This window comes from Bacillus sp. VT 712, from assembly GCF_001614195.1.
GTDB lineage: Bacteria > Bacillota > Bacilli > Bacillales > Bacillaceae_H > Priestia > Priestia flexa.
Genome location: NZ_LWBK01000012.1, coordinates 46526 through 60252, shown reverse-complemented (window position 1 = coordinate 60252; position 13727 = coordinate 46526). Strand labels below are relative to the sequence as shown.

General features: G+C 37.8%; 11 protein-coding genes. 4 read left to right on the top strand and 7 right to left on the bottom strand.

The genetic code is table 11. The annotated features are described in order from the left end of the window. Window positions 1–55 precede the first annotated feature (55 nt). On the bottom strand, window positions 56–739 hold the full coding sequence (gene mecA / locus A2U94_RS07925) for an adaptor protein MecA (protein ID WP_025908144.1): 684 nt from the start codon (window positions 737–739) through the stop codon (window positions 56–58). 321 nt (window positions 740–1060) lie between these two features. On the opposite strand from mecA, the gene A2U94_RS07920 reads away from it, so the two are divergent. Next, window positions 1061–1723 carry a TerC family protein gene (locus A2U94_RS07920; RefSeq protein ID WP_025908145.1) on the top strand — a complete coding sequence of 221 codons (663 nt, stop codon included), beginning with the start codon at window positions 1061–1063 and terminating at the stop codon, window positions 1721–1723. Window positions 1724–1792: 69 nt separating this feature from the next. Here the strand turns inward: A2U94_RS07920 and spxA are convergent, their stop codons facing one another. Beyond that, a complete protein-coding gene (spxA, locus tag A2U94_RS07915; RefSeq protein WP_025908146.1) occupies window positions 1793–2191 on the bottom strand; it encodes a transcriptional regulator SpxA in 399 nt (132 codons plus the stop codon). Between the two features lie 561 nt (window positions 2192–2752). On the opposite strand from spxA, the gene A2U94_RS07910 reads away from it, so the two are divergent. The 3 genes from A2U94_RS07910 (at window position 2753) to A2U94_RS07900 (ending at window position 7780) form a co-directional block, all read left to right on the top strand. Beyond that, on the top strand, window positions 2753–3976 hold the full coding sequence (locus A2U94_RS07910; RefSeq protein ID WP_025908147.1) for an efflux RND transporter periplasmic adaptor subunit: 1224 nt from the start codon (window positions 2753–2755) through the stop codon (window positions 3974–3976). After that, on the top strand, window positions 3963–7052 hold the full coding sequence (locus A2U94_RS07905) for an efflux RND transporter permease subunit (RefSeq protein ID WP_025908148.1): 3090 nt from the start codon (window positions 3963–3965) through the stop codon (window positions 7050–7052). The genes A2U94_RS07910 and A2U94_RS07905 overlap by 14 nt, the downstream gene beginning before the upstream one ends. A 152-nt stretch (window positions 7053–7204) precedes the next feature. Then, the gene (locus A2U94_RS07900) at window positions 7205–7780 is read left to right on the top strand and encodes a GNAT family N-acetyltransferase (RefSeq protein WP_025908149.1); all 576 of its coding nucleotides are present in this window, start codon (window positions 7205–7207) and stop codon (window positions 7778–7780) included. Between the two features lie 257 nt (window positions 7781–8037). Here the strand turns inward: A2U94_RS07900 and A2U94_RS07895 are convergent, their stop codons facing one another. The 5 genes from A2U94_RS07895 to A2U94_RS07875 all read right to left on the bottom strand — a co-directional run bounded on the left by A2U94_RS07895 (window position 8038) and on the right by A2U94_RS07875 (window position 13631). Continuing rightward, on the bottom strand, window positions 8038–8955 hold the full coding sequence (locus A2U94_RS07895; protein ID WP_025908150.1) for an ABC transporter ATP-binding protein: 918 nt from the start codon (window positions 8953–8955) through the stop codon (window positions 8038–8040). A gap of 1 nt (window position 8956) precedes the next feature. Continuing rightward, window positions 8957–10027 (bottom strand): ABC transporter ATP-binding protein, encoded by a 1071-nt coding sequence (locus A2U94_RS07890; protein WP_025908151.1) that lies wholly within the window; start codon window positions 10025–10027, stop codon window positions 8957–8959. 13 nt (window positions 10028–10040) lie between these two features. After that, the gene (locus tag A2U94_RS07885; RefSeq protein WP_025908152.1) at window positions 10041–10958 is read right to left on the bottom strand and encodes an ABC transporter permease; all 918 of its coding nucleotides are present in this window, start codon (window positions 10956–10958) and stop codon (window positions 10041–10043) included. Window positions 10959–10964: 6 nt separating this feature from the next. Next, complete coding sequence (locus A2U94_RS07880; RefSeq protein ID WP_025908153.1) at window positions 10965–11900, bottom strand: ABC transporter permease; 936 nt, start codon at window positions 11898–11900, stop codon at window positions 10965–10967. Window positions 11901–11996: 96 nt separating this feature from the next. After that, entirely contained in the window at window positions 11997–13631 is a 1635-nt protein-coding gene (locus A2U94_RS07875) for a peptide ABC transporter substrate-binding protein (protein WP_025908154.1), read from the bottom strand. Window positions 13632–13727 lie beyond the last annotated feature (96 nt).

The window sequence follows — 13727 nt, the reverse complement described above, 5'->3', positions numbered from 1 at the left end:
ACATGCTGTTCGTTCATAATAAAGACCGATTTCACATACATGAAATCGGCCACTTTTATCTTAACGGAAAATGAGCCTTTAATTGTTCTAATGCATTATCGCTCATTAACTGCTTTCCATATTCCATTAAACGGTGCACAGTTAAATGAGACTCATTTCCATACTCTAAAATAATGCTTAATATATTATCAATCTCAGTGACGAAGTCTTCATCATCTGTAAATTCTACATATAAATAATATTTGCCTTCAAACACATACATATGATTGATTAGCTCATCTAATTCTAGATGGTGGCTTAACATGATTAAATCTTCTAAGTCACGGAAATGAGCCACAAAATGCAGGCCTTCATCTTCAATGACACCCTCTTCAAGCTCATCCTTTTTCTTTTGGTTGGCTTGATGCTGATCTAACAGCGCTTCAACTTTTCCGTCTACAGGGATATCAATTTTATCATTTTCGCCAACTGGTACTTCGAATTTTTGACCATCTTTTGAAATTTGAGCTCTTGTTACAATAACTTCTAAGCCTTTTTCAAGCGCATGTACCTGAATCCAAAGCGGACCTTCTGCTACGAACTCTTCTTCTTGATGAATTTCATCCATCATCTCCCAAAACAGTTCCTCGCTTCGTTCTCTGCTAAACCAAATTTCATTTCGGTCAAATCCTCGTTCTTCAATATCAACGTATGTGACAAAAAATTTTACCGTATTTTCATTAATGCGTTCGATTTCCATTATCATCTCTCCCTTCGGAAAAATCAGTGAAGGCAATACGGTCTTTCTTTCTCATTACCTTAACGAAATAAGGACTATTTTCCTTTATGTTAAAGCAATACTACATGGACTTTACAAATTTGTAAAGTATTCTAACTCCACGTAAACAAGCATAGAATCTTTCTGTACACCTCATATATCCATTCTATGATAAAATCCTATGGAAGGGAAATAAAACACTCTGTTAACCATGCGAGCCGGTGCAACCTTAACATGATACGACTGAAGGCTCAATACTGCGTAATAGTACAAACTGTTACACAAATCGGGGGGCGACGTATATTGGACTTGGAACTACTCACCTCCATCCTACTCATTATCGGTATTGATATCGTACTAGGTGGAGACAATGCAATTGTAATTGCCCTTGCTAGCCGAAACCTCCCTGAGAAACAGCGCAACAAAGCAATCGTTCTTGGTACAGGGCTAGCTGTTGTAGTTCGTATTTTACTTACTATTTTAGCTGTTTATTTATTAACTATTCCTTATTTACAACTAATTGGTGGAATTTTATTAGTAGTCATTGCATTTAAGCTGCTCGTTTCAAATGAAGACGAATCCTCCAATATTAAGGCCAGTGCTACATTAGGCGCTGCGGTTCGCACCATTGTATTTGCTGACCTTGTCATGGGCTTAGACAACGTCATCGCCGTAGCTGGTGCAGCTCATGGGAATATCTTACTGGTGATTATTGGTCTTTTCGTTTCTATTCCTATTATTGTATGGGGAAGTAAGCTTATCCTATACTTAATGGAACGTTTTCCTCTACTTATTTATGCAGGAGCGGGTATTCTAGCTTACACAGCAGGAAATATGATTCGACACGAAAAGAACCTACACGGCTTCTTCGCCAATAATCATACGCTTGAAACATCAATTCCAGTCATCACTGTCATCTTGGTCTTAGCGAGCGGACTATTAATTAATAAATTTCGCTCACAATAAGCCTAATATAGGAGCAAGAAAGCCTTCATGTTATACATGAAGGCTTTTATATTATATCTAATGTTCTATTTAACCATTAACAAGGCGTTGAGCTTCACGAAGTTGGAAAGTACGAACTTTACGAGGTAAGAAACGGCGAATTTCATCTTCGTTATATCCAACTTGAAGACGCTTTTCATCAATGATGATTGGGCGACGTAATAAGCCTGGATTTTGTTGAATTAATTCATATAAATCTTGAAGAGGCATTGCGTCTACTTGAACATCTAATTTTTGGAATGTCTTAGAACGCGTTGAAATAATTTCATCTGTTCCATCTTCAGTCATTCGTAAAATTTGTTTAATTTCATCAATTGATAAAGGCTCTGAAAAGATATTTCGTTCTACATATGCAATTTCATTTTCTTCTAACCATGCTTTCGCTTTTCGACAAGACGTACAACTTGGTGATGTATATAATGTAACCATTTAATCCTTCACTCCTTCTATCATAATCGGTCATAATGGGCAAAAAATCTTAGCCATAAGTTATTTTTCTTTATACTAACATCGTGCTGTTTTTATGAAAAGTTAACGATTGTAAATAGTTAATGACTGATAATGAAAATCGATATTATTTTATAATTACTTTAAATAAGATAATATCTATTTTGCATTATACTACAATTTTTATTGAAATGGTATCCTTATTTTATTGTGCAAAACCATTTTTAAAATCTGTCACTAATTATTTACCACACTACTAATACGTTTAAACATCAAATTAAGTTTCAAATTTTTTATTTGTTCACTTTTTTGTCAAACTTTTATTTGTTTTTTTTCATCAAAGATCAACAGTTTGGATTTTTTCTTACATGAGCACCTTATTAGGCGAAATAATAGGAAGATACGTGTATATTAAAAGATAGGTATTCGTCAATTTTTGCATGACTTTTGTCAAAAAAAATCATAATTTTATAAGAGATAATAGGCAAACTGAGACGATGTAGTTTATTATGAAGAAATTTAGGCCAACGAGGTGATTCACACATGAAAATCTTGCAGCTTAGCGCTGTTGCGACTGTTTTATTATTAGCCGCTTGTGCTCCGCAAGAAATTACTACCGAAGACACGAAAGATAACGTACCGGTAGTAGAAACAGCAAAAGTTTCAAAAAGTGACTTGGTTAACACCACTGAACTATCGGGAGTAGCGATGCCTTCAAAACAAGTCCCTATTGTAACGGCAAACCCCTTAAACGTAGAAAAAGTCCATGTTAAAGTAGGTGATACTGTCCAAAAAGGTGATTTGCTTGTGTCTTTAGATGCTTCCGAAGCAACTAAACAGCTTAATGAAGCTAGACAAGCGGCTGCTGATATTAGTAAAGCAGTTAAAGAAGCAGAAGCAAAAGCTACGCCTGATCAATCCCAAGAAATTCAACAGGCCCAAAAGGAACTTGAAGCTTCAATGAACAAATCAGAATCTTTGCTAGAGGAAGCTCAAAATGGAGATGTAACCTCTTCTGATTTAGTGCAAAGCGGACTCGAAATTTCATTAAATCAAGCAAAGTTAGCTCAAAAGTCTCTGTCACAGATTTCATTAACTCCTGATATGCTTCCGCAGTTAAAGCAGCAACAGCAACAAGCAAACCAAGCAGTTGCTCAGGCTGAGCAGATTGTTGCATCTACTCGTCTAACTGCTCCAATAAGCGGAACGATTGCGGATGTCAGTGCTGTTGAAAATGGAATTGCCGCTCCTAGTACTCCACTTATGACGGTCATTGATCAATCCAATGTGGATGCTACTTTTCAAGTTAACAGCTATCAAGTATCACAATTAAAAGCTGGAAACCAAATTAAACTTACATTTGACGGGGTAACACAAGAATTTACTAGTAAAATTTCAACCGTGTCTCCTACCGCTAATCCTGAAACTGGACTGTTCACAGTAAAAGCACCTATTGAAAATGCAAAGAGTCAAGTAAAAGGTGGCATGAAAGCAACTGGAGAAGTAACAATTGATTCTTTATCAGATGCGTTAGTCATTCCATCCAGCGCCATCTCGTACGATGAAGAGCAAGCGTATGTATATATTGTTAATGGGAAGAAAGCAGTTAAGACTCCTATCACATTAGGATTTGCAAATGACGACCAGTATCAAGTTGTCGATGGTCTAAAAGCAGATGATGTCATTGTGACTGATGGAAAAGATCAGATACAAGACGGCAATGAAGTAAAGCAACGAGCGAGTGAAAAACAAGATGAAAATAGTTAAGCTATCCGTTCTTCGCCCTGTTGCCATGTCAATGGTTCTTGTTCTTCTTCTCATTCTTGGAGGCGTTAGTGGAAGAAACATGCCCGTTGATTTATTTCCTGAATTAACGTTTCCCGTAGCTGCCGTTACAGCTACATATGACGGAGCAGGTCCAAAAGAAATTGAAAACCTGCTTGCAGAACCACTTGAAAGTTCTATGAGTACGCTGCCTAATGTTGAAAGCGTACGATCTGTCTCTCAAAACGGTGGCGTACTCGTGCTTGTTTCGTTTACGTGGGGAACCGATATGAACTTCGCTACGTTAAATATGCGCGAGCGAATCGACATGGCACGCGAAGCTCTACCTGAAGGTGCTTCCCTACCGCGAGTCATGCGCTTTGACCCAAGTGATCTACCGATTGTTCAGCTCTCATTAACAAGTGAAAATGAGCAAATTCTAGAAGATTTAAAACAAATTGCAGAAGAAGATATTAAAGCTGCTCTAGATGGAGCTGATGGTGTTGCTTCCGTTACGGTATCGGGTGGAGCGGAAAAAGAAATCTTACTAACGCTTGATCAGCAAAAAATGTCTTCTTATAACTTAACGTTACAAGACCTTCAACAAATTATCGGATCAGAAAATTTAAACTTACCTGCTGGAAATGTTCAAGATCAAAATCAAAACTTACCAATAAGGATTACGGGACAATTTACTTCAATTGAAGATATTAAAGAGCTCCCGATTCCTACACAGTCTGGTGTTATTAAGCTCGAAAATTTAGCAGAGATAAAAGAAGCTTATGCAGACGCTGACCAACTGAGCTACCTAAATGGAAAAGAAGCTGTTGGAATCTCTGTCTTAAAACAATCAGGGGCAAATACTGTTTCCGTAGCAAATGAAATTGATGACAGGCTGAAAGAGTTAAATCAAACGCTTCCTGAAGGTGTAAAAATAGATACGATTTTGGATCAGAGTGATTTTATTAATCAGTCCATTAAATCCGTAACGTCCAACATGATTGTGGGAAGCATTTTAGCATCAATTATCCTTTACCTATTTCTACGAAATCTTCGTAGTACCATTATTATTGGTCTTGCAATTCCACTTTCAATTGTCACAACCTTTGTATTTATGTACTTTAGCGGTCAAACGCTTAACTTACTCACATTAGGTGGACTAGCACTTGGAATTGGGATGATGGTAGATAATGCCATCGTTATTCTTGAGAATATTTTCCGACTTCGAAAGCAAGGGTTATCAAAGAAAGATGCAGCTATTAAAGGAACAAATCAAGTTGGGACAGCAATCATTGCTTCCACTCTAACAACTGTTGTTGTCTTTCTTCCAATAGTATTCGTAGATGGACTGGCTGCGCAGCTCTTTAAGCCGTTAGCTTTAGTTATCAGCTTTTCATTGCTTGCGTCTTTATTTACAGCTTTAATCATTGTACCTCTGTTTTCTTCACTGTTCCTTAAGTTATCGACACGTGAAAAAGAGCAAAGTAATACAGATGGAAAGTTGTTTGGTAAAGTAAAGCATTTTTATAAACGAAGATTAGACACCGCTCTACGCCATCCGAAAAAAACAGTTGGTGCAGTTTTACTTCTATTTGCTTTATCCTTTGCAGGAATTCCTTTTATCGGAACAGAATTCCTTCCTGCCCAAGATCAGAGCACCGTTTCTGTTACAGCTAAGCTACCTCAAGGAACGGCTTTAGAAGCAACTTATGAGAAAACGGAAGAAATTAATGAAATTCTTAAAGATATTCCAGAGGTTGACTTATCATCCGTTACCGTAGGTGGATCGAATAACTTTTCAGGCTCCGCTGGATCGAATACAAATCAGGCTACTTATAACATCTTATTAAAACCTGTAGATGAGCGAGATCGTTCAGATAAAGAAATAGCTGATGAAATCCGCAATAAGCTTAACGACATTCCGAGCGTTGATGCAACCGTATCATCTAGTGAAGGAGGCTTTACTGGAGATCCGATATCTCTTGAAATTTCAGGCCCTGATTTGGATGAATTAGTGAGAATCTCAGATCAAACTGTCGATATTTTATCTGAAATTGACGGGGTAAGAGAACCCGAGTCAAGCTATAACGATGGAAATCCTGAAGTTGTGATTTCAATCAATCGTGATAAAGCATCACAATACGGAATTGGAAGTGCACAAATCTCCAGCACGATATCAGAAGCTACACAAGGCGTTGTCGCTAGCCAGCTTGCTCGTGACGGTGAAGAGCTAAACGTTCGCTTATTAATTGATCGAAAAGATACAGCTTCAACATCTGACTTAGAAAATTTATTAATTAAATCGCCAACTGGTACAACGGTTCCGCTAAAAGCGGTTGCTGATATATCAAGGGGACAAGGTCCATCGCAAATTACGCGTGAAGATCGATTGCGAGAAATTCGTGTCACAGCAGACATTATTGGACGTGACCTCGGAAGTATTACAGATGATATTGAAAAGCAGCTAAAAAGCGAAATTTCATTACCAAACAAGCAATATAAAATTGTATTTGGTGGTCAGAATGAACAGATGAATGATGCGTTTTATAAGCTTTCACTTGCACTTGCTTTAGCAGTAGTTCTTGTTTATATGGTAATGGCAGGACAGTTTGAATCTTTCTTGTATCCATTTATCATTATGCTTTCCGTTCCCCTAACTTTTATTGGAATCATAAGCGGTTTGCTAATTACCAATCAACCTTTAGGCGTAGGCTCTTTAATTGGAATTTTAATTTTAACAGGTATTGTTGTAAATAATGCCATTGTATTAGTCGATTACTTACAGCAGCTTCGTAAAGAAGGCTACGAATTAAAAGAAGCGATTTTACTAGCAGGTCCAACGAGACTTCGTCCGATTTTAATGACAACACTTACGACGATTATCGGCTTAATTCCTCTTACGCTAGGTATTGGAGAAGGAACAGAACTACAGCAGCCAATGGCCATTGTCATTGTATTTGGCCTAAGCTTTGCTACTATTATTACGCTCATTTTTATTCCAGTCATTTATTATCTAGTTGAAAAGCGAAAGTTGAAAAAGAAAGCGAAAAAAGAACAAAAACTGATTGAAGAAAGTTAATCCCCTTCCCTTGAACCACTCATTTTGATGGCTAACAATTTAGTCCCCGTGATGAGTGGTTTTTCTATGTTTATTGTCGTTTATTTTAAAGAAAAACGGGTAATTCTAAAAGGAAAACAAAGTGAGTCACTTAGTCCCAAAGGAGGGGTATTATGAATTGGTATGAAAAATTAAGTCAATACTTTCCTATAGAAGAAATGAAATCGAAGAAGCATTTAGAGCTACTATTAAGTGAACAAAGTGAAATTTACAACAAAGATGAAGGTCCTCACCACGTCTTGATGTATGTCGAAACGGATGAGTTTATCTTTATTGATTACTTATTTGTATCAAAGGATGCGCGAGGACAAGGGTTAGGTGGAAAATTAATCAACAAGCTTAAAGATCATCAAAAGCCAATTATTTTAGAAGTTGAACCCGTTGACTATGCTGATTCCGACAGTGAAAAACGTCTTCACTTCTACAAAAGAGAAGGTTTTAAGCACGCGACTTCTATTGGTTACAAACGTCGATCTCTAGCGACAAACGAAGTCAATCAAATGGAAATCCTCTACTGGTCTCCTACTGAAGAAAGCGAAGAGAGTATTTTAAACAGCATGAAAAAAACGTATGAATTAATTCATACTTACAAAGATAAAGAAATTTATGGTGAAAAATACCAACCTGTTGACGAAGTGTTAGTACTAGATAAAAATCGTGAAGATATCGATATTCTATCTGAACTATAATCTTTCTAAAAGGGAACTATCCAACAATTGTTCACTTTTTATATTTATACAAGATATAGAATAAAAAATGGAAAAATATTGATTTTAAGAAGTTTTATATGCATAAAGAAAGCGATATTATAAATTTCTGAAAATTTTTAATAGTATTTAATCCTACTTTCATGTATAATATTTTTAAAGTAAGATGTCAGAGTAAATGACATGATTTTCTAGTCCTATATAATCAGAAAAAACGACCTCTTGTGAGATCGTTTTTGTCAACTCGTGTATTTAGCAAACTCAGTTTGTGAGCAAGATACGTAGTGTCCTGGTGATACTTCACGAAGTTCAGGCTCTTCACCATCGTAATTATGAATACTTGGATCATATACTTGACGCAGACGCGTACGCTCACTATCCGGATCTGGCAACGGGATTGCTGACAGCAATGCTTTTGTATAAGGATGAATGGGGTTACGGTATAGCTCTTCGCTTGTCGCAAGCTCTACAATTTTACCTTGATACATTACGCCGATACGATCGCTAATGTATTTTACCATTGAAAGGTCATGGGCGATAAATAAGTATGTTAATCCACGTTCACGCTGTAGCTTCTTCATTAAGTTAACAACCTGAGCTTGAATTGATACATCAAGTGCTGAGATTGGCTCATCAGCAATAATGAAGTCTGGCTCAACAGCTAGTGCGCGAGCAATTCCAATCCTTTGGCGTTGGCCACCACTGAATTCATGTGGGTAGCGGTTTGCGTGCTCTCGGTTTAATCCTACTGTTTCAAGAAGGGCTTGAACCTTTTTCATACGCTCTTCTTTGCTTTTTGCTAAACCGTGAATATCAATTCCTTCTGCAATAATATCAGCTACCGTCATACGTGGATTTAGTGATGCATATGGATCTTGGAAAATCATTTGCATTTTACGGTTGAATTTCTTCAGTTCAGACTTTGACTTACGACCGTGAACATTTTCACCGTTAAATAACACTTCACCATCCGTTGCGTTATAAAGGCGAATAATAGTACGACCCGTTGTTGATTTACCACAACCAGACTCTCCTACAAGACCTAATGTTTCCCCCTTGTAGATGTCGAATGTCAGACCATCAACAGCCTTAATCGTTCCTTTTGATGTTGGAAAGTGCTGCTTTAAATTTTTAATTTCTAGTAACTTTTCAGCCATCTTATTCACCGTCCTTTCGAGATAAAACTGGTTTTGTATAAGCTCCTTTTACTGGACGCATACGGCTTGTCACAGATGCTGGCGGTTCTACTTTTGGTGCATCTGGATGTAATAACCATGTTTTCGCATAATGCGTATCCGATACTTGAAACATTGGTGGTTCTTGCTCAAAATCAATTTTCATCGCATATGGATTACGCGGAGCAAACGCATCACCTTTTGGTGGATTCGTTAAATCTGGCGGTGTTCCCGGAATTGCAGCCAGCTCTTCTTTTGTATCGCTGTCAAGGCTAGGCATTGAAGCAAGTAGCCCCCATGTATAAGGATGCTGTGGATTATAGAATACTTCATCCACTGTACCCGTCTCGACGATTTGACCGGCATACATAACAGCAACGCGATCCGCAACGTTAGCTACTACTCCTAAGTCATGCGTGATGAAAATAATAGATGTATTTGTTTTCTTTTGAATATCTTTCATCAATTCTAAAATTTGAGCTTGAATTGTTACGTCAAGAGCTGTTGTTGGCTCATCGGCAATTAATAGCTTTGGATCCGATGCCAATGCCATTGCAATTACAACACGCTGTCTCATACCACCACTGAATTCGTGAGGATATTGGTTAACACGCTGATTTGGAAATGGAATACCAACAAGCTTTAATAGCTCAATCGCACGCTCTTTTGCTTGTGTTTTTGACATTTTAGAATGCTTAACAAGTACTTCAGCAATTTGACTACCAACTTTCATCGTTGGATTTAAAGATGTCATTGGATCTTGGAAAATCATCCCGATATCTTTTCCACGGATTGCCTCCATCTGCTTATCTGTTTTCTTTACAAGATCAATACCGTCAAATAAAATTTGACCTTTATTAATTCGACCTGGTGGCATTGGAATAAGGCGCATAATTGTTTGTGATGTTACACTTTTCCCTGAGCCCGATTCACCTACAATTGCGAGCGTTTCACCCTTATCTAAGTGGAAGTTAACACCTCGCACAGCTTTAACTTCTCCACCGTATGTTTGGAATGAAACTTCCAAATCTTTTACATCTAATAAACGTGACATAGGTTTCACTTCCTTACTTACGTAGTTTTGGATCTAATGCATCGCGCAGTCCGTCACCAATTACGTTAAATGCTAAGATTGTTAAGCAAATGAACGTTGCTGGGAAGAATAAACGCCATGGATAGTATTCTAATGCTGGTAATCCATCCGAAGCCATTGTTCCCCAACTTGCAAGTGGTGCGGGAACACCTAGTCCTAAATAACTTAAGAAAGCTTCTGTAAAAATTGCTGATGGAATTGTTAACGTCATTGTTACTAAAATTGGTCCCATCGAGTTTGGAATTAAGTGCTTAAATAGGATTCGTTTTGTATCGGCTCCAAGCGTTTGAGCTGCCATCACGTACTCTTGGTTTTTCAACTGTAGTACTTGTCCGCGAACGATACGCGCCATGTTAATCCATCCAGTGATGGTCATCGCAAGAATCATTGTACCTAAGCCTTGCTCTAACACAACCATTAAAAGAATAACAAGAAGTAAATATGGAACACCGTATAAGATATCTGCAAAACGCATCATTGCTTCATCTGTACGTCCACCGCGGTATCCAGAAATGCTTCCCCAAATAACACCGATGAACAAATCGATTAAAGCAGCAGATAAACCGATAAATAACGAGATACGTGCACCTTCCCATGTTCTTGTAAACACGTCACGACCAAGGTCATCTGTTCCAAACCAATGTTCCGATGAAGGTGGTTGGTTCGTATTCATTAAGTCATTTGTTTTGTAGTCATAAGGCGTCATCATTGGCCCGAAAATTGCCATGAAAACTAATAGAGCTAGTAATACAACACCAAACATCGCTAATTTATTTTCTCGAAAGCGTAAGCCTACATCTTTCCAAAACGATAAACTAGGCTTTGAAATCTTCTCTGCTTCGTTTGCATCAACTGATGCTGGTTCAAACATATTTTTTGGAATTTGTTGCATCGCTCGTTACGCTCCTTTCTTTCCGCCGCTTAGCTTAATACGTGGATCAATTAATCCGTATAGAATATCAACGATTAAAACAGACGCTAGTAATAAGATACTATAGAAGACTGTTACGCCCATGATAACCGTGTAGTCACGGTTTGTAATGCTTGTTACGAAGTGAAGACCTAAGCCTGGAATACCAAAGATTTTTTCAATAACGAAACTTCCTGTTAAAATACCCGCTGTCAGTGGTCCAATGTAAGAAACAACTGGTAACATTGCATTTCGCATCGCGTGCTTCACCGTAATAACTGGTTTACTTAAACCTTTTGCTTTTGCTGTTCGAATATAATCATTATTTAGAACTTCAAGCATACTGGAACGCGTTAACCTTGCGATAAACGCCATTGGAGTAGATGCTAAAGCGAGGGCTGGTAAAAACGTATGTGCCCATGATTCCCAACGTGCAACCGGAAATAATTCTAGTTTCATAGCAAAGATATATTGTAATGCCGTTGCCATGATAAAGCTTGGTACCGATATTCCAAGTACTGCAATAATCATCGCCGTGTAGTCCTGCCATTTATTATGTTTTAAAGCGGAAATGACTCCTAACAACACTCCAAATGCAAGCGCTAATAAAATAGCTTCCATTCCTAGCATAAATGAAACTGGAAAGCCGTTGCTAATTAAATCATTGACCGTTTGGCCCTTGTATTTAAACGATGGTCCGAAATCAAGGGTTGCAACAGATTTTAGATAGTCGAAGTATTGAACATATAGTGGTTGGTCAAACCCGTAAAATTCATTTAGGTTTGCTTCAATTTCTGGCGGAAGCTTTTTCTCTGCTGAGAATGGTCCCCCAGGTGCTGCTCTCATTAAGAAGAACGTTGCTGAAACAATAAGGAAAAGCGATAAGAACATGTACAACAAACGTTTACTAATATATTTAAGCACCGACAAACACCTCCATAATTTAACATTTTTCGCTCTTTAAACAGAAAAGTATATGGGGGTAAGAGATCACCCCCATATACTTGTTAATGCTAGTTATTACTCAAAGTGAGCCCATTTGAACTGTACATCACCTGTAGATAATACAGTAACATCTTTTAAGCTATCGCTTTGAATCCAAGCATCAGTGTAGTAATAGATTGGTGCCGCCGGCATTTCATCCATTAAGATTTGTTCTGCTTGTTTTAAGATATCTAAGCGTTTCTCAACGTCCGTTTCACCGCGAGAAGCATCGATTAGTTTTTTGTACTCAGCATTTTCCCAGAACGTATCGTTGTTTCCGCCGTCTTTATCTTTGAACATTTCTAAGAACGTAATTGGATCGTTGAAGTCACCAATCCAGCCCATACGTGCAACTTCGTAGTTACCTTTTTGTAACTCATCAATGTAAACGTTCCACTCTTGGTTGTTTAATTCAGCTTTAATACCTAAGTTTTTAGTCCACATATCTTGAATTGCTTGTGCAATCTTTTGGTGGCCTTCATCTGTGTTATAAGAAATCTTAATTGCAGGTAATTCAGACATACCTAGTTCTTTTAAACCTTCGTCAAGAAGTTTCTTCGCTTCTTTAACATCAGCATCTTTGAATAGTTCGTTCTTTTCGTCACCATATGCTTGTGGCGGAACCATTGCTAATGCTGGAACTTGCTCAGCTTTTGTAACGTTTTCTACAATCGCTTTACGGTCGATTGCGTAAGTTAATGCTTTACGAATTTTTGCATTGCTTAAAGCTTCTTCTTGAGTGTTAAACTTGTACATGTAAGTACCAGTTTTCACTTCAATGTTTAAGTTACCTTTATCTTTTAACTGAGGAATTGCGTCAGTTGGAAGTTGCCCAATTGGGTTACCTGCCCAATCTAACTCATCTTTTTCAAACATTGAAAGTTCAGTATTTGGATCGTTAATCATATACATATTGATTTTTTCAAGTTTTACTGTGTCTTTATCCCAGTAAGTGTCGTTTGCTTCTAATACGATTTCATCGCTATGCTTCCACTCAGTCATTTTAAAAGGTCCGTTTGATACGTAGTTTTCACCAGCGTCTGTGTACCATTTGTCATTTGCTTCAGCAACTTTTTTGTTAACAGGGAAGTACGTATAGAATGCTGTTAACTCTAAGAAATATGGAGTTACGTGATCTAACGTTACCTCTAAAGTTTTATCATCTACGACTTTAACACCGACATCATCGATGCTTCCTTCACCTTTGTGTGCTGCTTCTCCACCTTTTAAGTAGTACATCATTTCAGCATATTGTGATTCGTTCTTAGCATCTAAAACCCATTTCCAAGCATATTCGAAATCTTGTGCTGTTACAGGGTCACCGTTTGTCCATTTTGCATCTTCACGGATTTTGAATGTGTAAGTTAATTTATCCTCACTTACATCGATTGACTCTGCCATTGCTTCTGTAGGCTTCCCGTCTTTATCTAAACGAGTTAAACCTTCAAATGTTTGACGTAATACGTTACCAGATACGTTATCGTTTGCTAAACCTGGATTTAAAGAGAATGGTTCTGTGAGAATATTTACGCGAAGCGCTTGTTCTTTTGAACCGTCGCCGCTACCGCCTTCTTTGCCGCTCCCAGAATCGCTACCGCCGAATCCACACGCAGCCAAGAAAAGACTCATTACCAGCAGCATGCTGAAAAGAATGGATAATCTTTTCTTCATTGAATCTTACCCCCCATTGGAATTGTATGACTGACAAACATAATTTTTAATCATTTTTCAATACAAAATAGTCAGAAAGTTTTTCACCTGGTAGAG